This is a genomic window from Kastovskya adunca (assembly GCF_059505785.1).
This window is the reverse complement of the sequence record NZ_JCACLG010000016.1, coordinates 1-24,608: the sequence shown is the minus strand read 5'-3', so window position 1 is coordinate 24,608 and position 24,608 is coordinate 1. Positions and strand designations below refer to the sequence as shown.

21 protein-coding genes and 1 pseudogene are annotated in these 24,608 nt (G+C 48.0%); 12 read left to right on the top strand and 10 right to left on the bottom strand.

Translation table 11 applies throughout. From position 1 onward, the window contains the following. Positions 1-17 precede the first annotated feature (17 nt). Positions 18-929, top strand: coding sequence for a glycosyltransferase family 2 protein (locus tag AC5JR3_RS05045; protein ID WP_495843647.1), 912 nt, complete (start codon positions 18-20; stop codon positions 927-929). 62 nt (positions 930-991) lie between these two features. Then, entirely contained in the window at positions 992-2,080 is a 1,089-nt protein-coding gene (locus AC5JR3_RS05040; RefSeq protein WP_495843645.1) for a glycosyltransferase, read from the top strand. Positions 2,081-2,429: 349 nt separating this feature from the next. Here AC5JR3_RS05040 and AC5JR3_RS05035 read toward each other — a convergent pair whose 3' ends face one another. After that, positions 2,430-3,575 carry a sensor histidine kinase gene (locus tag AC5JR3_RS05035; RefSeq protein ID WP_495843643.1) on the bottom strand — a complete coding sequence of 382 codons (1,146 nt, stop codon included), beginning with the start codon at positions 3,573-3,575 and terminating at the stop codon, positions 2,430-2,432. A gap of 1,067 nt (positions 3,576-4,642) precedes the next feature. On the opposite strand from AC5JR3_RS05035, the gene AC5JR3_RS05030 reads away from it, so the two are divergent. From AC5JR3_RS05030 to AC5JR3_RS05000, 7 genes and pseudogenes are all read left to right on the top strand, one after another. Further along, a complete protein-coding gene (locus AC5JR3_RS05030; protein ID WP_495843641.1) occupies positions 4,643-5,689 on the top strand; it encodes a permease in 1,047 nt (348 codons plus the stop codon). A 26-nt stretch (positions 5,690-5,715) separates the two neighbouring features. After that, the gene (locus AC5JR3_RS05025) at positions 5,716-6,507 is read left to right on the top strand and encodes a TIGR03943 family putative permease subunit (protein WP_495843640.1); all 792 of its coding nucleotides are present in this window, start codon (positions 5,716-5,718) and stop codon (positions 6,505-6,507) included. 142 nt (positions 6,508-6,649) lie between these two features. Continuing rightward, entirely contained in the window at positions 6,650-8,161 is a 1,512-nt protein-coding gene (locus AC5JR3_RS05020) for an Ig-like domain-containing domain (RefSeq protein ID WP_495843638.1), read from the top strand. A gap of 364 nt (positions 8,162-8,525) precedes the next feature. Further along, positions 8,526-10,262, top strand: coding sequence for a pentapeptide repeat-containing protein (locus tag AC5JR3_RS05015; protein WP_495843637.1), 1,737 nt, complete (start codon positions 8,526-8,528; stop codon positions 10,260-10,262). Positions 10,263-10,859: 597 nt separating this feature from the next. Next, a complete protein-coding gene (locus AC5JR3_RS05010) occupies positions 10,860-12,407 on the top strand; it encodes an iron uptake porin (RefSeq protein ID WP_495843726.1) in 1,548 nt (515 codons plus the stop codon). A 412-nt stretch (positions 12,408-12,819) separates the two neighbouring features. Next, positions 12,820-14,949 (top strand): hypothetical protein, encoded by a 2,130-nt coding sequence (locus AC5JR3_RS05005; protein ID WP_495843635.1) that lies wholly within the window; start codon positions 12,820-12,822, stop codon positions 14,947-14,949. A 209-nt stretch (positions 14,950-15,158) separates the two neighbouring features. Then, positions 15,159-15,828, top strand: a pseudogene (locus AC5JR3_RS05000) (response regulator transcription factor). A 6-nt stretch (positions 15,829-15,834) separates the two neighbouring features. Here AC5JR3_RS05000 and AC5JR3_RS04995 read toward each other — a convergent pair. Beyond that, positions 15,835-16,158, bottom strand: coding sequence for a (2Fe-2S) ferredoxin domain-containing protein (locus tag AC5JR3_RS04995; RefSeq protein WP_495843634.1), 324 nt, complete (start codon positions 16,156-16,158; stop codon positions 15,835-15,837). A 160-nt stretch (positions 16,159-16,318) separates the two neighbouring features. On the opposite strand from AC5JR3_RS04995, the gene AC5JR3_RS04990 reads away from it, so the two are divergent. Next, positions 16,319-16,966, top strand: coding sequence for a class I SAM-dependent methyltransferase (locus tag AC5JR3_RS04990; RefSeq protein ID WP_495843633.1), 648 nt, complete (start codon positions 16,319-16,321; stop codon positions 16,964-16,966). A 74-nt stretch (positions 16,967-17,040) separates the two neighbouring features. Here the strand turns inward: AC5JR3_RS04990 and AC5JR3_RS04985 are convergent, their stop codons facing one another. Beyond that, positions 17,041-17,931: a 3'(2'),5'-bisphosphate nucleotidase CysQ family protein gene (locus AC5JR3_RS04985; RefSeq protein WP_495843631.1), complete on the bottom strand. Its 891-nt coding sequence runs from the start codon at positions 17,929-17,931 to the stop codon at positions 17,041-17,043. Positions 17,932-18,392: 461 nt separating this feature from the next. Between AC5JR3_RS04985 and AC5JR3_RS04980 the strand changes: the two genes are divergently transcribed. Further along, complete coding sequence (locus tag AC5JR3_RS04980) at positions 18,393-18,677, top strand: hypothetical protein (protein WP_495843629.1); 285 nt, start codon at positions 18,393-18,395, stop codon at positions 18,675-18,677. Between the two features lie 300 nt (positions 18,678-18,977). Then, on the top strand, positions 18,978-19,199 hold the full coding sequence (locus AC5JR3_RS04975) for a hypothetical protein (RefSeq protein ID WP_495843627.1): 222 nt from the start codon (positions 18,978-18,980) through the stop codon (positions 19,197-19,199). A gap of 253 nt (positions 19,200-19,452) precedes the next feature. Here AC5JR3_RS04975 and AC5JR3_RS04970 read toward each other — a convergent pair whose 3' ends face one another. The 7 genes from AC5JR3_RS04970 to lpxC all read right to left on the bottom strand — a co-directional run bounded on the left by AC5JR3_RS04970 (position 19,453) and on the right by lpxC (position 24,488). Beyond that, entirely contained in the window at positions 19,453-19,785 is a 333-nt protein-coding gene (locus tag AC5JR3_RS04970) for a 7(1) septoil knot domain-containing protein (protein WP_495843625.1), read from the bottom strand. Positions 19,786-19,941: 156 nt separating this feature from the next. After that, entirely contained in the window at positions 19,942-20,427 is a 486-nt protein-coding gene (locus tag AC5JR3_RS04965; RefSeq protein ID WP_495843623.1) for a pentapeptide repeat-containing protein, read from the bottom strand. Next, positions 20,364-20,690, bottom strand: a complete 327-nt coding sequence (locus AC5JR3_RS04960; protein WP_495843620.1) for a hypothetical protein — start codon at positions 20,688-20,690, stop codon at positions 20,364-20,366. Before AC5JR3_RS04960 ends, AC5JR3_RS04965 begins: the two co-directional genes overlap by 64 nt. Positions 20,691-20,751: 61 nt before the next feature. Next, complete coding sequence (lpxB, locus tag AC5JR3_RS04955) at positions 20,752-21,948, bottom strand: lipid-A-disaccharide synthase (RefSeq protein ID WP_495843724.1); 1,197 nt, start codon at positions 21,946-21,948, stop codon at positions 20,752-20,754. A 131-nt stretch (positions 21,949-22,079) separates the two neighbouring features. After that, positions 22,080-22,892, bottom strand: coding sequence for an acyl-ACP--UDP-N-acetylglucosamine O-acyltransferase (lpxA, locus tag AC5JR3_RS04950; protein WP_495843619.1), 813 nt, complete (start codon positions 22,890-22,892; stop codon positions 22,080-22,082). Between the two features lie 103 nt (positions 22,893-22,995). Then, a complete protein-coding gene (gene fabZ / locus AC5JR3_RS04945) occupies positions 22,996-23,514 on the bottom strand; it encodes a 3-hydroxyacyl-ACP dehydratase FabZ (RefSeq protein ID WP_495843617.1) in 519 nt (172 codons plus the stop codon). 74 nt (positions 23,515-23,588) lie between these two features. Then, positions 23,589-24,488, bottom strand: coding sequence for a UDP-3-O-acyl-N-acetylglucosamine deacetylase (gene lpxC / locus AC5JR3_RS04940; protein ID WP_495843614.1), 900 nt, complete (start codon positions 24,486-24,488; stop codon positions 23,589-23,591). Between the last annotated feature and the right edge of the window lie 120 nt (positions 24,489-24,608).

Genomic DNA, 24,608 nt, shown 5'->3' with positions numbered 1-24,608 from the left:
TAACTTAACAAACAAAAATGAGCAATCCCTCCCTTAGCATTATCATCCCTACCTACAATCGACCTCACTTACTGCCGCGTGCTGTTCAAAGTGCTCTAGCACAAACGGTAGAGGATCTGGAAGTGGTCGTCGTTGATGATGGCTCGCCAGAACCCGTGAAGTTGCCCGAACACCCTCGGCTCAGGGTGATTCGGCTGCCGGAAAACCGGGGAACCGCCGCCGCTCGTAACGCGGGAGCCGCATCCGCACGGGGGCGCTGGATTACCTACCTCGACGATGATGACCAACTATTGCCCCACATGGCGGAAGTGTCCCTCGCCGCCCTGGCAAACACAACACTGCCAAAACCAGTGGCGGTACTGTCCGCTCTAGAAGTGGTGAATCAGGAGGGCAAAGTCACCCAGACTCGCCGCCCGCCAACTCTCCCACGAGGCAAGCATTTTTTCCTGGAAGAAATTGAGCCAGGGCAGTCATTTCTCTCCAAGCAGACACTAGTGGTAGAGCGCGAGCTGATTTTAGAAATCGGTGGTTATGACGAGTCCTTCAGCTCCCGCGTCCACACCGAGATTTTCTTGCGCCTCAATCCAGTCTGCTCAATCCTGGGTGTGCCAACGGTCACTTACCAACTGATCAGCCACGAAGGGCCGAGAATCTCGCGCGATCCGTCGCGGCGTCAGGTGAGCTTCCACCAACTGGTACGCAAGCACAAATCCCTCTTCAAAGCGCACCCAAAGATGTTTGCCGACTTTGTCTACAAACACGCCTTGATGTCCTATGAACTAGGTCAGAAAAGCGCTGCTCTTTCAAGCGTATTGTGGGCGCTGCGAATCCGTCCCCGTCACATCCTCGGTAAAGTTACTTGGCCCTTAAGGAAAAGCTTGCGTGGCTATGCCATGCAGGTGAGACAAGCACCGTCAAAGAGCAATTAGCGTTGCTCAAACAACAGCAAATTTCACCTAGTCCCTTTGATTAACGCTTTAAGAGGTTCGACATGAAAAAAGCTTCCGTGATGTACATCATCAGAGGATATCCTCAGATTTCTCAGACTTATGTCAAGACAGAACTTGAAGCAATTCATGATGACTACGATGTGACCATCGTTTCTCGAAAGCCATCCAACGTCCCTTATCAAAACCACTTTCCCTATCATCATTTGACCAAACAGGATGCGATTCGAGAACTAGTCGAACAGGTGAAACCTGATGTTATCCACACCCACTACTTGAATCAGCTAGAGTTTGTTGGGTCCTTGGCTGAAAAGATGGGCATACCCTTCACTGTGCGATCGCATTCCTACGATACGATGGCTCTTAGAAAGAAGAACTGGAAAGGTCGTATCAGAGAAGTCCTCGAACGGAATACGCCTCAGTTCCAGAAGGTAGCGAAAATTAAACAAAACCTTCACTGGGCTAACCACGAGCTTTGTTTGGGCATTTTAAGCTTTCCCTTCGCACGGCAGTATATGGAAAAAGCAGGCGTCCGCGCCGACAAGATTATCGACTGCTATCCTGTCGTGAACTACGAACTCTTCCATGACCGCTCGCCGAACGGCAACGCCATCATGAATACGGGCGCTGCTATTCCCAAGAAGAAGATGGAAGATTATATCCAGCTCGCTTCGTGGATGCCGGAACAGGAATTTAACCTCTACGCTCTCGGCTACGATGTCGATCAGCTCAAAGCTCTAAACGAAGCCAAGGGGAATCCCGTAAACATCATTCTGCCCGTAGAGCCGAACCAGATGCGTCCGGAATACAAAAAGCATCAGTGGCTCGTCTATACGGCAGCCTTTGACTTGGCAACAGTGGGTTGGCCGATGGCAGTGGCGGAAGCCCAAGCTGCAGGCGTCGGTGTGTGTGTACCGAGGATTCGTCCGGATCTCCAAGAGTACGTCGGGGAAGGAGGATTTCTCTACGATTCAATCGAAGAGGTACGAGAAATCATCGCTAAGCCAGTCCCGGAAGAGATACGAGAAGCAGGATTCTTGCAGGCGAAGAAGTCAGGTATCCAGGAACACAAACATTTACTCACTGAGCTTTGGGACAAAGCAGCAGGGCGTCAGTTATCTAGTGTCGCTTAAGCGCTTTCTGAGAAAATAATACCCAGAAGGCGAGATCCCCGGCGGCTTTAAGAAGTTGGGGATCTGAAGCGCTAACATCTCACAATCTTTCTCAACATCAAGATTAAATTAACAAGTTTTATTAAAAATTAGCATCAAAAGATAAAATTTGTGCTGAGTTAAAGAAACTCAAAAACTCAATCCTCCCTAATTGTGAGAGTGATTTTAAATAACTATTAAGTAAGCTCCGAGTTTGGAGATGCAAAAATCTTTGGCAAGTACCCGTAGTTGAGAGTACATGGGCTTCATCGCCAAAAATCTAAAACTAGTCTTACTGATTGAGCGCTGGCTAGGGCTATTCCCCCAGCCTCTATTTTATAAGGGGCAGCAAAATCTCAAACTCTGTTCCTTGCCCCGGCTGAGAATTCATAATCAGTCTGCCTTTATGCTTTTGAGTAACAATTTGATGACTAATTGCCAAACCTAAGCCTGTTCCTTTGCCAACGGGTTTAGTAGTGAAGAATGTTTCAAAGATACGCTCTTGAACTGAAGGTGGTATACCCATCCCATTGTCGGTAATTCGTATAGACGCCCATTTAGAGCCGTCAACGTCTAATAGAGCAGTAGTTAGGGTAATTGTAGGTGAGGAAAGTTTGTCTGGCTCCAACAGTCCAGTTCCAGATTCAAGACCTTGGAGATTAAACCCTTCCAACGCATCGATAGCATTACTAATAACATTCATAAATACCTGACTGATCTGACCAGAGTAGCAAGGAATTTCTGGCAGATCTCCATAATTTTTGATAACTTTAATTTCTGCTTTGAGGCGATTATTTAAAATCAATAATGTGCTTTCAATACACTCATGCAAGTCAGAAAGCTCCATTTTATTCTCATCTAAGTGAGAAAAATTTTGTAACCCTTTAATAATCTGAGTGAGTCGTCCAGACGCAACCTTCATACTTAGCAAAATTTTCGGCAGGTCTTCTAAAATAAAGTCTAACTCTGCTTCTGATTTCAGCTCCTCAATTATTTCAGAGACTTGAGGAAACTCAACTTCATACTCTCTCAAAATCTGCATCAGCATCTGGCAGTAGCTGGAGAGAAACTTAAAATTACCCGTGATACAGTTAACCGGATTTTTGATTTCATGGGCAATCTCCGCCACCATTTTGCCCAAACTCACCATTTTTTCCGATTGGATCATCTGGGCTAAGGATTGTTCATGCAGTAGCTGGGTTGTGAGTTCGTGAATTTGAGATTGAGCAACTAGTAATTGGTGGGAGTCTAGTAATTTATAAACCCCTGGCTCGGTTTCTACGACGATCGGTTCATAGATTAGCTCTGCTGTACGCTGTAATGACCAACGTGCCGCTTCTACAATCAATGTGTCTGTTTTCAGTATTGAAACTTCTGTATTGGTAAAGCGATACAAAGAGGCGAGGGAACGCTTGAGAAACAGTTCTAGTCCGTAAGGACGGCTCATCTGTTCTAAAAAGCGTCGCCGCGAAATCATTCCTAGAAACTTCCCCTGGTGTGTCAAGATTGCGCCGGGTAGTAGGGGGTTTTCTTGAAAAGTTTGAGCGACGTCCTTGCCTAGGCAAGAAGATTCTATTTGAAAATCATGTAGTGATAGTTCTTGAAGTGTTGATTTTAAATTTAGCTTTGGCATCTCGGTGAAAGATGTTACTGATAACACGGGATAATGAGCCTGTAGAACAATCATAATGACACTGTATTAATACTGGTTATTTGTAATAAAAGGCAAATTTTAATTTAACATCACCTAAATAGAACGATGTAAATAATTAAAGGTTTGTAGTCAGCGTTAAATTCTTCAAAATCTGGCTACAACTCTGACCAAAAGCCTATTTAAAGAACTTTACATAATAATACAAAGTTTGATTTATTCTCGCCTACTTACTTACACAAAATTTATCAATCAAGGGCATGGCATTGCTATTCCCCTACGAGAAAATCAACGTTTTTATATTTCTTTTGTATAAATCCTGCTAATACCCTATTGTGCTAAGTATAGCAATCTCAATAAAATACTTTTGTCAAGTTTTAATTAAGATTAGTTAAATAAGACTTTAAATTCAAATTAAAATTTGAGGAATAAAATTCTGTGATCGCTTCATTTCAAAAACCCTAGCCTTTATCGCCAAACATCAAATGGACAATCTGCCTAAAACATAAAAACTTGCAAATAATTCTTGAGTTCTCAATTTTAAAGTAGTTAGAAGTGAGAGTTTTTTAGTAAAAACAACGGTTGAAAACTATGCCAATTTGAGTAAATAAATCTTCAAGACTTAAATCCTGATTATTTTTTGACGAGTTGTAGAGATGCGTTAGCGTAGGAACACTCTTGCTGCTCATCTACGAGAAGGGTTAATGAGTTGCCCGGTGCCTCAAAAAACAGTTTGGCAACAACTCAGCCCTTCGCTCGTCATGTCTCAATAGCGATCGCGTAACTCACTCTTGCTTTCCGCAGGAATCAAAAAATAGTAAGATCAGTAACTTTCGGTAAAATATCGCTGACGGCACGATCATTTTGGTAAATCTCGTTGCATCGCCAACTGCATGAATCAGCTAAACAACGGCTTCACCCTTTTTTTGAGTTTACTTGTTGAAGCAATCCCTTTTTTGCTGCTGGGGGTTTTGCTCTCCGGCGTGCTGCTTTTGTTTGTCGATGAGCGGCAATTGATTGCGGCAATGCCGCGCAACCCGTTCTTGGGCGCTTTATTTGGAGGGTGTGGAGGCTTTCTGTTTCCGGTGTGCGAGTGTGGCAATGTGCCAGTGGCGCGGCGGTTGTTGATTCAGGGCGCACCCGCCCCAGTGGCGATCGGATTTTTGCTTGCCGCCCCAACGATTAACCCCGTGGTTATTTGGGCTACCTGGGTAGCGTTTCGAGACCAGCCGGAAATCGTGTTACTGCGAGTTGTGTTTTCTCTAGGGATTGCCACGATCATTGGTTGGGTATTCAGTGCCCAGGTAGATATACGTCCGCTGCTGCAAAAGGGAGTGGCACGCTCAATGCCAACGACAGAAGGCAGGGGTAGAGACAGTCGTAGGCAATCTAGTTTCTCTAGCAGCATCGACGACACCCCTACACTTTTACAATCGGGTTCCTTCTTGCTGGGTGAGCCAGGAGCCCCTATACGACTGGATACAACGGTGCTTCAGGGAAATTTGGCCGCCGCTACTGCCAGAAAACCCCTCAATGACCGACTGCGGTTATTGCTAGAGAATACCGTGCAGGAGTTGCGAGAGTTGGGCGGTATTTTGGTTTTAGGAAGTGCGATCGCTGCAACGATTCAAGTCGCTGTCCCGCGTGAAGTCATCCTCAACTTAGGGCAAAGTCCAATTACCTCAATTTTGGCAATGATGCTGCTGGCATCGATTGTATCGATTTGTTCCACCGTTGACGCCTTTTTTGCCCTTGCCTTTGCCTCAACCTTTACCAGCGGAGCGTTACTCGCTTTTTTAGTCTTTGGCCCTATGGTTGACTTGAAAGCAATCGGCTTAATGATGTCAGTGTTTCGTGGCAGAGCCATTGTTTATATCTTTGCTTTAGCTGCACAATTAGTATTTTTATTGACACTGTTCGTCAATTTTTACCTTAGTTAGTCATCGGTTGATAAGTGCTTGCGGTTATGGGTTCAAGAAAAAAATTCCAGTTCAAACTTCAGAACTTCTTACTGCCTCTAGTAGAGGTGATGGCTCTCGGTACCTGGGGTGTTTTGCTCCTGAAATACTGGCTGACGGGTCAACTAAACCTACTGATTCACCCGAATTACTTTGGGTTGGCGATCGCTACAGGCTTCTTCTTGCTAATTGTCTCCATACTCAGAACTGCCCAACTGCTGTGGGCGCGGCGTCAACGACAGTTGGGAAAAATCCCCGCCGTACCTGTCGCGCCACACATTACATTGTTTCCTCCCGGTTGGAGTAGTCTTTTGCTCCTCGCCGCTGCCATTGCCGGACTGATCGTAACGCCCACTGTGTTTGCCAGCGATACGGCTATTCAACGGGGAATTACCGACTCCGTGATGTTAACGCGGACACAACCCCAATCATTTCGGAGTGTCAGCCGTCCCGAAGAACGGAATCTGGTTGAGTGGATACGCACCCTCGGTGTTTATCCAGAACCAGACGCCTACGTCGGTCAGAAAGTAAACGTGCAGGGGTTCGTCGTGCATACAGGGGAACTGCCGTCGCAGTATTTCCTGATTTCCCGCTTTGTAATTACCTGCTGTGCGGCAGATGCTTATCCTGTGGGATTACCCGTGAAGTTGACGACAAACCGCAACGCCTATCCACCGGATACGTGGTTAGAGGTGGAAGGTCAGATGATTACAGAAACCTTGGCAGGAAGGCGTCAACTGACGATTGAAGCAAGTTCCCTCGAGAAAATTGAGAAACCCGCCGATCCTTATTTTTATTAAGGATGGGAAATTAGGGATTGAATATTGCCGATCGCCATCTCTAATATAAGCAGCAAGCAAGTTATTAGCGGCATGGGCAGAGCTGACTATTTACAAAAATCGCAGCTGATAGCTAACACCACCGAAGGCTGACAGCGAAGTTATGAAAAACGCAAAACTCAAACTGAAAAACGTTCTGCAACCGCTTGACCAAGTCGCGTTGGCATTGATAGTAGTGCTGAGCGTAGTGACGGGACTGTTGTTGTGGAATGGCGATCGCTCCGGCCCACGGGTACGCAATTTTAGCTGGCAGGATCAACGAATTGGAGCGGAAGATACAGCGTTTACGCTCACCTTTAGCCGCCCGATGGATCAACAGAGTGTAGAAGAAAATTTAGAAATTACACCGTCTTTACCCGGCAAAATTAGCTGGGCCGGACGCAAAATGGCTTATACCCTAACAGAGCCTGCCCCCTATGGTACACAGTACCAGATGCAAATCAAGGGAGCAGAAGATGCGTTTAAAAGTGAAAACGGTCAAGGGACGGAAATTCAAGCCTATGAGGGACTATTTCGCACGCGCGATCGCGCCTTTGCCTATATCGGCGTTCGGGGCCAAGAGCAGGGGCGATTAATCCTCTACAACCTGACACAACAGAAAAAGTTGATTCTCACCCCGGCTGACTTGGTGGTGACAGACTTTAAACATTACCCGAATGGAGAGCAGATTTTATTTGCTGCCAATGACAAAGCTAGCCAAAGCCAGAATCTGCTAGCCGAACAACTCTATACCGTAACTACAGGGCTTCCTGGTAAAGACGAAACATCCCCAGAACCCGCCGGAAAAATCGACCGAGTTTTGGATAGTAAGGATTACCAAAATCTCGAATTTGATTTATCGGCAGATGGGCAAACTATTGTGGTGCAGCGGGTGAATCGACGCAACCCGGCGGAATTTGGGCTATGGGTTGTGCAAGGCGACGAGAAGCCACGACCTTTGGGAACCCAAGGGGGCGACTTTGTGCTTACACCAGATAGCCAATCTTTAGCGATCGCCCAAGGACAAGGGGTAGCAATCTTACCCTTGACCACCACCGCCGCCAAAGACCCGTTGGACTTTTTGCCCAAGTTTGGCATGGTGTTGAATTTTTCCAGGGATGGAAGCGCCGCCGCGATGGTGAAGTTTAATACCGACTACACGCGATCGCTATTTTTGGTCACTAACCAGGGCGTTCAACAGGAACTATTACGCACTACGGGTTCCATTCTCGACTGCAAGTTTACCCCCTACAAAGAAACGCTGTACTGTCTACTGACCCAACTAGTAGAAGGGGAAGAATATCGCGAAGACCCCTTCGTCGCCGCGATTGACCTGAAGCCAGAAGCAAACAAACCGCAAGAAAACAACAGCCCCCTTGTCCAACCGCTGCTAGTCTTGCCAGAACAGCGGGATATTCAGATTAGCTTATCCCCCGATGGATTAGGGCTTTTGTTCGATCAAATCGTCACCGCTGGGGATAGTTTGACGACAGGTTTAAGAACAAATGAAGGGTTAGCGATCGCCGATGCTTTGCTTTGGCTACTCCCCTTACCCGACATGGAAGCCACTGACGAAGTGCCACAACTACAACCCGATCAGTTATTACCCGGCTTTCGTCCCCGTTGGTTACCGTAATGGCGATCGATGAGGCGATCGCTTACTAGAGAGTTGTTCCCGACTTCCCCTGCAACTCAATGAGGATGACAGGCACTACACTTTACTGACAAAAATCTAGGTAAACTTGAGGCAATAGTTGCGAAAACTTGAGTAGGGGCTGGCGATCAAAAGCCAGTCACAACAACGCATGAGGTTTTTCAAAACCTACTGGATTTCTCAAAACCCTAGCGACTCAACACTCCTCGCCACTTAACCACACTGCCCTATTGGGGTTGCATCTTCTACCGAGTCCGGCTAATAACTGCATTTACAAATTTATATTCTTTCACTATATCTACAGGGATTAGATCGGACGTAACATCACCCTGTCCAAAGGGTCTCCATGCAAGTACAGAGTTTTCTAGACCGTTACCGCCAAGGAGAACGTGATTTTTCCCATATTGACCTGAGTGGGGCAAGCTTGAGTGGGGCAAATCTTCGGAACATCAATTTGACAGGGGCTAATCTCACCAGAGTCAATTTGAGCTGGGCGTCTTTAAACAATGCCCAACTGACAGGAGCTAATCTGAGTCAAGCCGATTTACACAGCGCTACCTTCAACAAAACTAATCTTGACCAGGCAATTTTAAGTGCGGCAAAGCTGACGAAAATTGACTTGCGTTTAGCAACGTTACAAAAAGCAGACTTGAATTGGGCGGTGCTGCAAGAGGCTGATTTGAGTGGGGCTAATCTCAATCAAGCCAAACTAGACCAGATTAATTTGGAGCAGGCGAAACTCAATGGCACCCAACTCATTGAGACAGAACTGATGGAGGCGAATCTCTGTCGCGCCACCCTGATTGGGGCGAATCTCTCTGGGGCAAATCTGCGGGAAGCCCATCTCGAAGAAGCCAATTTACGCGACGCAATTTTAGTCGGCGCTAACTTAACGGAAGCTAACCTGAGGGCGGCTTATTTACGAGGAGCGAATTTCTCTGAGGCAGATTTGCATCGGGTAATTCTGAGTGGTGCAGATCTCAGTGAAGCCAATCTCAACAATGCTGACTTGAGCCGAGCAAACCTGAGTGGGGCGTATCTACTAAAAGCCAGCTTGCGTAAAACCCATTTAGTCCGAGCAATTTTGCAAGACGTTTATTTGTTACGTGCTGACTTGTCTGATGCCAATCTACGCGGGGCAGACTTACGGCGAGCGGATTTGAGTGGGGCGTACCTAAGGGAGACAACGCTGAGTGAGGCAAATTTGAGTGAGGCTTTTTTATTAGAAACTCACCTGATTGGCACGAATCTTAGTCGGACGGAAATGACAGGCTGTTGCATCCACGGCTGGCACCTCGAAGATGCTGATTTATCAAAAGTTGAGTGTCGTTATGTCTTCACTCGCTTTGACTATGCCTCGAAAAGTGCTGGCGAGCGCTATCCACAATCCCGCGATTTCCAGCCAGGGGAACTGGGGTGTCTGTACACGGCGGATGCCAATTCCACCATCGAAGTTCAATTTCAAACCGCTCCTCATTGGGCAACACTGGTGTTTGCCCTGGCTCAGTTGGAGTTGGAGTGCTCCAATTTACAACTGATGATCAAAACCTACACCGCAACGGACGGTAACTATCTCCTGCACCTAGGAGCCAGTCGAGTAATCAACACGCAGGTCTTAACTGGGCGGCTTTTGGTGCTTTATGAATCGCTGCTGCCGCGATTGGCTACCCAGGGTCAAAAAATCTTGGATTTGCTGGAAATTACTGAGCCTCTTGAGGCATTGCCTATCGACCTGCCCACACAAACGGGGACACCACCCCCCTTACCTGTACTGGATCAGCGGCGACGGTTGTATCAAGAGGTCGTCACCCAAATCCAACATATCCTTATGTCTCAGGCTCCTGAGCAATTTGTAAAAAGCGTACAGCGGTTACTTGAGTTTCTCAAGCAACAGGGAATTTCCACCGAGGAGATTCAAAAGAAAATCATTAGAAACATGATTATCAAGCGGGCTGAACGTGACCCAGCATTCCAAAAACAGCTCCTGCATTGGGAAAAAACTGCCGAGGAAGCCGCCCGTTTTTCCTCAGTGGGGCAGGCAATGCGTTGGGCGATCGCCTCCATTTGGTCTGAGAAAACTTAGGGGTTTTCCTAGAAGTTTTGGAGAATAACCTGATCTTTTGGTTACGAAACGCATAAAAGATTACAAAGATTGCAACGTTACTTGGCAGTTGGCTCCTCGTTTCGGCTAGAATCGAGCGCGAATGTGGTGTTTTGAGGAGTTCAAACTGTGAAATCTGCTTTAAGTTTAGGAAAGACGACTTCCTCGGCTTTAATTTTTGCAACGATTGGTTGCTTGGTAAGCAGCATCTCGGCTGCCCAAGCCACCCCTGGCATTGTTTCTAGCACGGTAGCAACATCTGCCGACGCTTCGTCTCAGAATCAGGCATCTACAGATTTTTCTTCAGCAACAGAGTTAGCCGATACAATACCGACAACTCCTCTGGCTCTTACAGAACTTCCTAAAACCGAGGCAACGGATAGCGATCGCACAGAAGCTAACGCGATCGCCCTTTCAACAGCCCCAACCGAGTTTTCTGCCCTCCCAGAAATTTCTAATTTAGAAACTGGGGTAGAACCAACCACCCAGACAAACAGCGAAGATTTATTGTCTCCCACTCCTCTACAGGCACAAACTCTACCGACTAATGAGGTGGACGAGTCCCTGGCTCCTAACGCCATGCCCTTTGAACCCGCCTATGGCGATGAAAGTGACCCAATGGGTCAAGTCACTAATGTTTCCCAACTCCAGGATGTTCGACCCAATGATTGGGCATACGAAGCCTTGCGAGAACTGGTAGAGCGCTACGGCTGTATCGCTGGTTATCCCGATGGCTCCTTCCGAGGCAACCGCGCACTCACCCGCTATGAATTTGCGGCAGGATTGAATTCCTGTTTAAATCAAGTTGAGCGTTTAATTGCTGGTGTTGGCAGCGATTTGGTAACTCAACAAGACTTAGAAACCCTCCGGCGACTGCAAAGTGAGTTTGAGGTAGAACTGGCAACCTTGGGAACTAGAGTCGATAACCTGGAAGGTCGCCTTGCCACCTTAGAAGACAATCAGTTTTCAACAACAACCAAACTCTTTGGACAAGCCATTGTTGGGGTTCAAGGACGCTCCGAAGGCAACTTTGAACTGTTCAACAACCCAATTCCTGACACTGACACCAATGTCAATGTCATCAACAACGTTCAGTTGAGTCTGTTCACCCAGTTCAGCCCTCGCAGCATCTTGCTTACTAGTCTGCAAGCAGGCGCAGGTAGAACGAGCAATTTCCCAGGAACCTTGGGTAACTATGTGGGCTTAGGATACGAAGGAGACAACAACAACGATTTGCAGTTAACTGACCTTAACTACCGCCAGTTGTTTGGTAATAAATTTGCCGTCATTGTCGGGCCTGAGGGAGTTAATCCCGTTAACGTCTTCCGGGGTGTCAACCGCATCGAAAGTGCCGGAACAGGGCCACTTTCCCGCTTTGCCCAACGCAACCCGATCATCAACACCGGTGGGGGTCGTGGTGGAATCGGCTTTGACTGGCAACTTGCCAGTCGCTTTAGCTTACAAGGCGTTTATTCCGCTGGCTCACCAGCCGATGCAGCTAACGGCGGTCTATTTGGCGGAGATAATGGAACCACTACGATTGGGACACAGTTGGTTGCTTCTCCCATAGATACCCTCGATGTTTCTCTGCAATACATTAACTCCTACTCACCCTTTGGTCGGTTGGGAACTGGTGTTGGGGATGATTTCTTATCGGTACCATCTTTTAGCGCCAGAACTCCCATCAGTACGAATGCTATCGGTGCGGGTCTGGAATGGCGAGTATCCCCACGCGTTACCGCTGGAGGGTGGGCAGGCTACACCACTTCCGATTTCAAAAACGTTTCGGGAAATGTTGAGACGTTTAACTGGATGGCGTTCCTCAATTTCCCTGATTTGTTGGGCGAAGGCAACCTCTTAGGTTTATACGTGGGACAGCCTCCCAAGATTACTAGCAGTGACCTCCCCGTCGGACAAAATATTCCTAGCTTTCTGACTCTGGGGAACCCTCTTGCTGGTGAGGGTGGGCAACCCTCGACAACAACTCACGTAGAAGCGTTCTATCGTTTCCGGGTATCAAATAACATCAACATCACGCCTGGAGTGATCGTGATTTTTAATCCCCTTCACAACTCAGACAACGAGACGATTACGATTGGTGCCCTCCGAACTACCTTTAGCTTCTAAGCCCCGTAGACGCTAAAAAGCGAAAACGACTCCCCCTTCATTTCTCTCCGAGGAAAGACGGATGGAGGGGGAGTGGTGCAGGGGCATTTGGGAAATTTTTACGTGTAAATACTGATATTTACCTAAAATCGAGCAATTTTGAAAAAAAAAGCAGTTATTCCGGAACATCCTCTTTTAGGCAACGTCATACTACCAAACCATATGAATGCTGGGCTGGAAGGTTCATACTTCCATACCAGCGCCATATGGTAACGAAATAACATTTCAGGACGCTCTACATTAACTTTTCTCTAAATCCAGGTTGCCTTAGTTTGAATCCGGAAAATTTTTTGAAAAAGGTGTTTCCCCCTGTTGAGTTCTGAGTTGGGCTAGATCAGTTTCTTTCCATTCATTCATGTTGTGGAGTTTTAGCATGGTTTCTCTATCAAGTCGGTATGCTATTTGCTTGGGTCTGGCTGGAGGTTTAGCGATCGCTCTTGCTCCTATCGCTAGTGCCCAAATCGAAGTTACAGGTGGTAACATCGCTGGCGAAGCTGCTTTTTTTGTACCCAAGACAGATGCGGCTGGTAACGTCACTCTATTTGACGTTGGGGTCAACACACTCCGGATCGAAAGTGCTAACGGAGTGACAACAAATTCTGTGTTTGCACCCGGTGCTGCTAGCTTTACAGATACCGATAACAGTGGTACTGCCAACAGTGGGGATACAGGTGTTTTGCAAGGCACCCTTTCAGGAATTGCCTTTACCTCTAACGGTTTTCTCGTGCCGTTCTCCCAGCGAGACACCGTTCTCAACTTTACCGTGGACAGCTTTGCCTCCGCAGGGACGCTTGACGGGTCGTTAATTAGCCCTCAAACGGCTGGTGATGCTCCCTTAGTTTTCTTGCCGAAAGTAGAAGCAGTTCTGGCGAGTGGGTCTAGCTATGAAGCGGCGCTTGGAGACTTGGAAATTGGAAACTTCAAGGCTGACTTAGACAATGGTTTGATCGATCTGCCTTCCAACGTGAAATTCCGCGAAACTGCTAGCACTCCTACGACTGGAGGTTCCCAGTCTTCTATTGAGCGGCGCATCAAATTTAAGTTTGAAGGGGAAAACCTGGCAGCAAATAGCTACGAATTTGAGACCAGCGATGATGAAATCAATTTTGTTGGTCAAGCCAACAAGACATTTGAGATTGAGACTGTTGACGCTAGCGGCACACAAAAGTTCAAAGCTACAGGCAATCTTGGTGCAGTAGATGTCACGCTGAATGGTGATTTCTCGGCTCTCGATGGAACCATAGACTCTACCGAAGCCTTAGACAAGTTCTCGATCAACGGTAAAGATCAGGGGGAAGTCTCTGGTTTCTCTTCGATTTTCACAAATAATGGAGTCGCTTTCAGTAGCACTGGTGGCACAACCAAGTTTGAGTTTGTGCAAGGTGACAACAAACTCGAAGGCACTGCTGAGGATGGGGTCAATTTCTACGCTGTGGCTGGGGTTGGTCGCACCATCAACCGCGACAACTTCACCAGCGATGGTTCCGGCTATGAGTATTACAACGTTAGCAATGATACCGACGTAAACTTAGTCCGTAATATCAGCAACGCTAACATCACTTTCAACAACAGTATCAATTTCGGCTCCAGCAACATATTTATCACGCAAAACAGAAACATCCAGTTCACTGGCAGCGGCGGCAGCACGATTGTGTTTGACGGCAGCGGTTCTGGACAGGCAGCAGTTTCAGCTGGTGGTGGTGGCACCTCAGCAGGTGGTGGTACCTCAGCTAGCGGTGGTACCTCAGCTAGCGGTGGTACCTCAGGCAGCGGCAATAGCTCAAGTTCAGGATTTGCCAACACCGCTAACACTAACTTGTTCGCATTTTCAGGGTCTTCCACTACGGCACAAACCCAATACGAGATCATCCAATCTGTGCGCTTCACCAGCACTAGCAGCAGCCAAGGAACGGTGAATGTCAAATATAAGGAGCGTGGAGGCAATCGGTATTATGTAGCCACGCGCAGTGCGGGTCGTGGTCGTGGTTTGGCTCTAGGTCGCCAACAGCAGCAACAGCAAGTGGCATATCAGCTAGTTGGCCCATCTAGCCGTGCTTTCCCTGGTTTAGTGGGTCTGCGACAGCTTTCCACTGAGGAAACCGCGAACATTGCTGAAGAGGACACCACCACCACTGACGAAACTACCACTGACGACACCACCACCGACGAGGACACCACCACTACCGACGACACCACCACCGACGGCGATGATGATGCCGACGACGATGATGACGCCACCACCGACGGCGATGATGATGCCGACGACGATGATGACGCCACCACCGACGGCGATGATGATGCCGACGACGATGATGACGCCGACGGCGATGATGATGCCGACGACGATGATGACGCTGACGGCGATGATGATGCCGACGACGATGCCGACGCCACTACCGACGACACCACTACTGATGATGCCGACGGCGATGATGATGCCGACGACGATGCCGACGCTACTACCGACGACACCACTACTGATGATGATGCCGACGATCAGTAATAATCTCGTCTAAACCGTTAGTAGTAACGACAAACAGTAACGCTATCTCTAGGACAATACTAGTTGAAACCTAGAGAGCGCTTAGTAAGGGGACGACAGTGTCGTGCCCTTACTTACTTTGATAAGTGTTCCTGATTTGCTGCTATCTTTCGCATCCTAGCGAACAGTAGTATGTTGACGTATTACCGTATTGCTCAGGCGTCATGGCGATGTCTTGCCACATCTTAGTTATTGAAGATGAAGCCAAACTCGCTCATCTGATTGAGTTGGAACTGAAGTACGAAGGCGATCGCGTTAGTGTATCTTCTGATGGCTTGGCTGGTTTGACAGTTGCGCGAGAGTCTACGCCAGATCTAGTCATTCTTGACTGGATGCTACCAGGCATATCAGGGCTATAAATTTGCCGCCGCTTGCGAGCAACGGGTGACAAGGTGCCTGTTATTTTGCTCACGGCAAAGGATGAAGTTAGCGATCGCGTCGCCGGATTAGATGCCGGGGCAGATGACTACGTAGTCAAGCCCTTTAGTATTGAGGAATTACTGAGTCAGGGCGCACTTGCGGCGGACGCAGGAAGAAAGCAGCGACCTCGTGCAATTTACTGACTTGAGCCTAAACCGTAGCAGTCGAGAAGTTTATCGGGGCGATCGCTCGATTGAACTGACTGCAAAAGAATTTGATTTATTAGAATATTTACTCTCCCATCCTAAACAAGTCCTTACCCGCGATCAAATCCTGGAACAGGTTTGGGGGTACGACTTTATGGGCGACTCAAACATCATTGAAGTTTATATTCGTTACTTGCGACTAAAGCTGGAAGCTAACGACGAAAAGCGGTTGATTCAAACCGTACGCAGCGTTGGTTATGTATTGCGAAATTAAGTGAGATTAGAAGCTGAAACGCCTATGAATTCTAGGATGCAGTTTTGCCTCGACGGGTTCTCCCCCTCGTAAATGTTGTTCAATAATTATTGGTACATCGCTGGGTTGAACCTGACAGTACCAGGTTTCTTCAGGGATAATCCGCACAGTAGGGCCAGAACTACACTGTCCCTGACAGTCGCAACCCACCACGGTGTAGCCTTCCAAATCCGCCGCTTGAAAGGCAGCTAGCACGGCAGCCGCTCCAGCCGTCGCACAAGATCGGTGCTGGCAAATGAGGATGCGTCGTTGTTCTGGTATGGGTGAATTTTTTGGAAAAGCAGTGTCCAAGCTTTGTTTCGGTGGTGAAGGGAATGTTGATCTATCTTAACGACACTTGATTTCTTACCCGTGTCTAGGATGCCTCTCACGTTGTATCAATGCTGAAATTGCTTTACATTCCGTAATTTTTTCTACACTGAGAGTAGAACGCTATTTTCACAACGTACTGATGTTACTGCGACCGAACCAACGCACAAAGCTAGACGATAGCAGCGACGAGCTGTTTTATTCCCAGCCCCGTTTTGTCACTCATGTTGACGAAGGCTTCATCGATCGGCTGACGAATTTGTATCGCGATCGCCTCAAGCCCAATACCCGGATCTTTGACATGATGAGCAGTCATATCTCCCACCTGCCAGAGGAGATAAAATTTGCTCACGTCGAAGGACATGGAATGAATGAGCAAGAACTCTCCGACAATCGGCGGCTAGATAGTTATTTTGTACAAAACCTCAACGAAAATCCTAAGCTCCCTCTGAAGGATGAAGATTTTGATGCGGTGCTGAACTGCGTTTCCGTGCAGTATCTCCAGTATCCGGATGCTATATTTGCCGAGATTCACCGCATCCTCAAACCGGGTGGAATTGCGATTATCAGCTTTTCTAACCGGATGTTTTATCAAAAAGCGATCGCGGCTTGGCGAGATGGCACAGAAGCTAGCCGTGTGGAACTTGTGAAAAGTTACTTCCAATCCATCCCCGGATTTAATGAACCGGAAGTTATTGTTCATTCCTCTGCTGTTCCTAATTTATTCCAAATGCTAGGAGTTGGCGGCGGCGATCCGTTCTATGCTGTCCTGGCTCACCGTGTTTCTTAATACAAATTTCCTCATCCATAGTCAATAAAAGGTATTAACTGTATCGAGTAAATCTAGCCACAACCCTAGCCCAATTAGCGATCAATTTTTGCCAAAATCGCTGAGGCTTGGGCACATAAATCTTGATGGCAATGACCATTACTTGCCATCAACCCGCCCCACTGATTGACATCCTCCTGGTTGTATTTCAGGGGTGTACCGTCGAAGTGGGTAAATTGTCCCCCGGCTTCGGTAAGGATCAGTTCTGGGGCGGCGATATCCCAATCTTTGGGGGCAGATTTGCCGGAGAGGGAGATGTAGACATCGGCATGTTGTTCTACAATGGTGGCGATTTTGCAGCCGACACTGCCGACGTAATGTTTGTCTTGGAAGGGAAGTTGCTGTAAAAGCTGGTTGAAGCGTTCGTCCCGGTGGGTGCGGCTGGCAACCAAGGATAAATCAGCGATCGCCTCCCGTCCTGAGACTTGCAGTTTACTCACTACGCCAGCGCGAGTTTCTACAAAGGTTCCACCACCAAGGGTGGCAAAATAGAGCTTTTCGGTTTCTGGCCAAGCCACAACGGCTAAAATCGGGCGTCCATCGTGGACTAAGGCAATATGAAGCGCATATTCTCCAGTACGGTTGATGAAGTCGCGGGTACCGTCTAGGGGATCGATTACCCAAACCCAGGATTGCGGTAGCTGTCGGGCTGTCTGGGCTTTGTAGGTTTCTTCACTGAGATAGCCGAAGTCTTGGGTGCTGTAAGTTGCCTGGAGGTTGTTGAGAATATACTGATTGGCGGCGACATCGGCGGCGGTGACGGGGCCATCTTTTTTCTCCTGAACATCCAGGTTGCCCTCGTTAGAGGTGCCGCGATAGAAAGAGCGCAGGATATCGGCTGCTCCCCAACCGACATGACGAGCGATCGCCAAAATATCTTCTAACCCCTCATAGAGGGTGCCGCCTAAAAATTTTAATTCCGTCAAGTTAATACTCCTTAATTAGTAGGACGGGGAATTGACTCCCTCTGCCATTTAAGGCGATCGCGCCCTGATTAAATTAGAGAAAGGCGATCAATACTTAGATATGTCTAGTTTATTGAAGAATCCCTAAGAAATTTTTACAAAAGCGACGGGTAAAAAATGGCTCTGTTGCTTATGTTGCCTAAGTTACACGGCTTTAGTCCCGATACTGTCAAACCAGCAACTTATTAAGTCTTTTTTCCTCTTCACTCATACAGAGGGAAAGCCGCGCTTCAATATATCAATAGCAGGCAATATTCAATTGCCTTGGTTCAAAAAAAAAGAAATTGAGCCAAGACTTTACCAACTCGAAGATTTTTCTCAGAGAAATCTGGAATCCGCCCCGATCTCTCTGTAATGCTTAGTTATTGCCAGGATCGCGCCTTGGTCTGAGTGTCAGCCAATAAGATTAAGGATAAGCAACCATGAACTGTATTTCCCAACTCGCTCAACTGATTTTAGACTTCTATCGCGAGGAGCCAAAGCAACTGCAACAACTGGCAGTTCTTCGGGCTTGTAAGGTATTTCGACGTTGGGGGGTTCTGTACATTCGCAGTCGCGATCATGAAACTGCCGCTATTTTGGCGAATGCTTGTCTAGAAATCGCAGAACCTGTCGCTCGCCTGCGATTGGCAAAGAAAATCACATTTATGGCAGAAAATACCCCAGTTGCTACCTTTCCCATAGATTTTAAGAAAATCAACGCTTAGGTCGCTGCACTGCCAGGAATTGCCAAACCACAAGACGCGATCGCCCTCACCCACATTCTCAGGCATAAACATGGGGCGGTCATATTTTATTTTGGCGACTAAGATCGCATTAGGCTATTTCTCAGCAATTATGAAATGGGTAGCAGGCACAATATAGACTGCTACTCAGTCTTTTTTACTGGGAAGTTACTCAAAAAACGTTACGACGTTCATCTATCCTTGGTGTGGGGATAGAAACAACCTTTCTGGCAACAGTTCCGTCTTTGGCAAACCACCGCCTGCATCCTTTAGTAGAGCAAAATGAGCAACATTACAAGTAAATCCGTAGACTTAGTTTTACTATTTACCATCACGGCTATCCTGACTATTGCCGTCCCGACAATGGTGCAACCAGAGAAAACCGCAGCATCCGCCGCCACCGAGCAAGAAGTGTCCGACTCTGCTGTACAATTCGGCCCGGCTGGGGCGTTTGAGCAGATGCAGGCAGGTGGCGTCACGGTAAGATCGCGATGGGGTTATTGAGCAGCCACTAAAACATCGGTACAGCCAGTAGTAGCGCGTCTAGTCCAAAATAGGGCATAAATCCTCCGAAACCTCCCCTAACTTAGCAGGACGTGCTACTAAGTAAGCAGACAAAATTATCGGTAGGGTGGGCATTGTCTTTCATACCCTGTAGAAACTGTTAGATCTGGGACTCAAATCACAGCTTTTTTCATCACTTCTTATTATCAGAAACTTCCTCTGTTCTATCTTTCGACATTTTTATAGACCGCTCTTAGGGTGAACCGGAAAATGTGCTGACAAACCCGATAGTGATATCGGGAAGAGTGGTGACAATTTGCACCCTGAGAGTGGGAAAAGAATCGACGATTTGCCACTCACCACATCGACCGGGAAAGGTAGTTACTTGTTTGACTGGCAAGTCGGGATGATCGGAGACAATCTTGACTTTAATGTCCGCCAAGCTATCAACAATCTGTACTCTGCCATACAGAGGTTTGCCCTGATAGGTACAGTTAGCGCGATCGAAGTAGGGATTAGCTGAGGCTGGTGGTGTCAGTAGCAGAGGAAGTGCCAAAACCAGCCAGTAACTCCAAGGTTTTATCACTAGCCATTACCGATTAAGAACTACAGCGTTTTTTAAGGGAATCCCAGACATTTTATCTGTGATGTAGACAGTGCTTCCTACTAATTAATTTTGTTTTAGCGATTACCAATTAACCAAAATGAGAAGGTCTATAGGCTGTATTTAAAAAATTTTTATTTACCTATAAAATTCAAATATCCCATCTAAAACTGTTTCTCTTAAATCCGCCTGTGCCAGTTGCACTCCTTCGATATCTGCTCCTCCGAACGCTGCCCGTCTTAGTTTGGCACCTGTGAAGTTAGCGTATCTTAAATTGGCTTGCCGGAGATTGGCAGATTCTAAGTTGGCGTGTTGAAAATTTGTGAATCTCAAAAATGCACCGCTTAAGTCAGCCTCTTGGAGCTGGGCTTGACTTAAATCGGCAACATACAAGTTAGCACCGCTAAGATTTGCACCTTGTAAATTGGCGTTTCTCAAGTTAGACCGGAGCAGATTGGCACCGCTTAAATCAGCACCGCTTAAATTAGCATTACTCAGATCGCAGCCGACACATTGATTAGTCTCCAACAAACGTCTTACTTGTCCGAGATTAGCCGCTGCTACGGATGTTGATAGCCAGAGCGGGATTGTAATTGTAGTAATGAATAGCGCTTTGAGTTGCATGTCATTTGCCCCTGTTCGTTAGAACTGACGCCTCCTGAAGTGAGTTGCAGCAATACACCTTTAGCCGAGGCGCGTAAAGCCTCAACTTTAACTTTAATGATAATTGTCTCTCGGAATAAGTCAGGGATTCTTAACGTTGGGATTGCAAGAATTGATGAATATCGGATTGCTTCGTAAAAATTAAACCCGGTGAGGACAATCTGATTGTTAAGGCAGGCGATCGCATATAGCAAGCGCGTGCTGAGTCGGTGAATTAAATTCAACCAGCACGCTTCCTTGGGGAATCAGGATTGTCCTCACCTATGGGGTGAGTAGCTATACAAGCTAGCTCTGAGAGATTAGTTGCAGGACTTCATGGGCGGCGCGATCGCAAACACCGACTTCTCCTAAAGCCCGCCGCATATCCTGATAATCTGCCAAGGTTGTAGCGCGTTTTTCAGGGTCGAGGAGGGATAGCGCCTCTTTGAGGATATTTTCCGGGGTGGCTTGCTCTTGTAGTAACTCCGGGACAACCGAGCGCATCTCCACCAAATTAGGCGGCGACATGAAGGGAATGGAAAACTTGAGGATGTTATGCCCTACCCAAGCGGTGATGGGGTTAACGCGATAAAGCACGACCTGAGGCACGTCTAGAAGCGCCAATTCTAGATTTACGGTACCGGACTTAGCGATTGCTAAATCGGCGGCAGCTAGAGCCTCCTGAGTCTGTCCTGAGACAATTTTGGCACGCAATCCATATTGGGCGCTCGCCTCTTCAATGGGACGCCGGAAGCTTTCCATGGACAAAGGAATCCAGAAGAGGATGTCTTGAGTTGTAGGGGGCGGGTATGCCGTGATTGAGCTTTGAGGGGAGAGGTGGGCTTGGAGTTGTTTGGCGGCTTCAAAGATGACTGGCATCAAGTATTTCAGTTCTTGCTGCCTAGAGGCAGGAATCAGCGCGATCGCCAGTTGTTCGGGTTCGATTCCCAGGGTTTTCCGTGCTGAAGTCCGACTTGGTGCCGCCTGCATCTTGTCAACCAAGGGATGCCCCACCCAGCTAACGGCAGCCCCTTTTTTTTGAAAATAACGGGCTTCTTCGGGAAAAATTGCCAGCAACAGGTTACTCATGCTGACAATTTTCGCGGTATTGCGGGGAGAAACCGACCACACCCACTCCTGGGGCGCAATGTAATACACCACTGGTACTTGGGGAAATCTTTTTTCTAGAAACGTGCCAATGCCCAGATTTGGCCCCATATAGTCAATTAGCAGCACTAAGTCCGGCGGACTTTCTAGGAGGTACTGTTTGGCGTAACGTTGGACTTTTAGGGTGGGTAAGACGAAGGGCAGAGATTCCAGAATGCCGACAGAACCAATGGCGGTGGTATCGCCTAGCAGCCTTGCCCCGGCGGCTGCCATGCGCGGGCCTCCGAGGGCGACAATTTCCAACTCCCACCCCAAAACGGCGGCTTGACGCTTCAAGGCATCAATCAGCAGTGCGCCTTGCAAGTCTCCAGAGACTTCACCGGTGCTGATGAAGATAGTTTTAACGGCTAAGTCCTGAGGGCGAGTCGGTGAGTTAGGAGTCTTTAGACTGGTTTCCTCACGGCTGACGTCAGACGGCTGAGTTTTCTCCACGGCTTGCTCCTAACTTTTGATCATGCAGAAGGTTTCTATGCCTCATCCTTTGAGACTTTTCTTCCAGGAATTGAGCCGCGACGCCCTTCTAGCTGGGAGAGTTGGAGGAAGTGACGCAGGTGTTGTATCTGTTCGTTCTCTGGCAACAAGTCAAGCTGTTCTAGGGCTTGCTTGAGGGGTAAGCCAGAACGGTACAACGCCCGAAAAGCTTTTTTGAGCTGTGCGACTTCGGTGGCGTTTAACCCCGCCCGCTTCAGTCCGACTAGATTGAGCGATCGCACTCGTGCCGGATTGCCTTCTACCAGGGTAAAAGGAGGAACGTCTCGGTCAATCCGGCTCATCCCTCCAACCATTGCTTGTCGTCCAATATGGACAAATTGGTGAATGCCTAAGACACCACCAATCACAGCGCGGGATTCGATATGAACATGTCCGGCTAAGGCAACGTTGTTGGCAATCACCACATGGTCTTCAATGACGCAGTTATGGGCGACGTGGACGCATGCCATTAGCAGATTGCCGTTTCCAACCACGGTAGATTGCCCCGCCCCTGTGGCGCGGTTGATGGTGACATATTCGCGAATGCGGTTGCGATCGCCAATTTTTACCCAACTTTCTGCCCCGTCGTACTTCAAGTCTTGGGGTTCTAAACCAATCGCTGCGCCGGGAAAAATCCGATTATCCGCACCAATTTCTACTGGTCCTTCTAGAATCGCATGAGCGCCAATTGTCGTTCCTGAACCCACTTTGACCTGCTCTCCAATGACCGCATAAGCCCCGACGGTGACTGTCGGGTGTAGTTCAGCATCAGGGTGAATCACAGCAGTGGGATGAATCAGTGTTTTCATTAGTCATTAGTCGTTAGTCATCAGCCATTAGTCATGGGGTACTAGTCCTTTGTCAAGGCTCAATGACGGTTGACTAGTGACCAATGACCACTCAGTTTTATTTTTAGTCTACGAGGGAAAACATCAATTCGCCTTGGGCAACGCGCTGACCATCTACTTCCGCCCGTGCCTGCATCTTGCCAAAACGACGGCGTTTGACGCACAACAGTTCCACGGTCATCACCAGCTGATCACCAGGAACAACGGGACGGCGAAAGCGAACTTTATCAATGCCTGCGAAGACAAATAAACTGCCATCCACATCCGGCAGTTGAGTGAGGACAATTCCTCCTACCTGCGCCATCGCTTCGACAATCAGCACTCCCGGCATCATCGGGCGTCCTGGAAAGTGCCCCTGAAAGTGGGGTTCATTGAAGGTGACATTTTTTAAACCGATCGCCCGTTCCCCTGGAACATACTCGATAATTCGATCGACTAGGGAAAAAGGATAGCGATGAGGCAGGAGTTGCTGAATTTCTTCGAGGCTAAAAACAGCTTTTTTAGGGTCTAGATTGCTTGGTTGAGCAGCAGTTTCCACCGCATTAGAACTATTCGGCTGATTGAGGTCGGTCAGTGTGGACATGAGCATTCTCTAAAAGCAAGGGCGTTGGGACTCAGAGATAGGGGCTAATCAGGTAGGTACTCCCGAGTTAGTCCTCAGTCGTTGATTAATCGCAGCAGTTGTTTTGCCAGTTGGACGTGCAAATTATGGCTGGCTTTGTAAGCAAGGAAATGAGCTACTGGAAATATGCCCAGTAGACTTAAATCCCCTACTAAATCTAAAAGTTTATGACGCGCTGGCTCATTTGCAAATCTTAACGGCGGATTCAACCAGCCATCATCGCCACAAACCAAGGCATTTTCTAGACTTCCACCTTTAATTAAACCAGCTTGCCGCAGTTGCTCAACCTGGCGAGCAAAACCAAAGGTTCGCGCTGGAGCGATCGCCGAAGCAAAACTCTCCTGGCTTCCTAGTAACCAACTATGCCACTGATTGCCAATCGCCGGATGCTCAAAATCGATCCCGTAGGTAAAACGAGTTTCTGGTGCAGGTAACGCTGCCACAAACGCATCACCGTGCTGCACCCATATTGGTTCTGTCAACGTCAACGGACAATCTCCAATAGCCGCGTCTCCTGCTTTTGCCGACTCCCGTCCTACTGTTGCGATCGCTTCTACCCACTCTTTGGCACTACCATCAAGCAGCGGCACTTCTGAACCATCAATTTCAATCCGGGCATCATCGACTCCACTGCCCGCTAATGCCGCTAACAGGTGTTCTACCGTCCGCACGCTCGCCTCTCCTACCGCCAATTCCGTCGAAAGGGTCGTCTGGCTTACTGCCTCTACCCGCGCTGGAATCACTGGAGCATCGGGCAAATCAACCCGCACAAAGTAGCGCCCTACTCCGGCTTTCTCTGGTAGCACCCGCACCGTCGCCCTCTCCCCACTATGCAGCCCCACCCCCGTTCGTTCAATGCTACCTGTCAAGGTTTGGCGAAGTGCGAAGTGCGAGCGGTTTACAGTTTGCGATTGGCGATTGGGTATTGAAAACATGGTTTAGCTTGTTATTTTTTATCCATGACGAAGAGTGGGTAAGGTTGAAGCTCGACAGAACAAAACTTCACCCTTCATCCTTCACCCTTCATCCTTCACCCTTCATCCTTCACCCTTCAT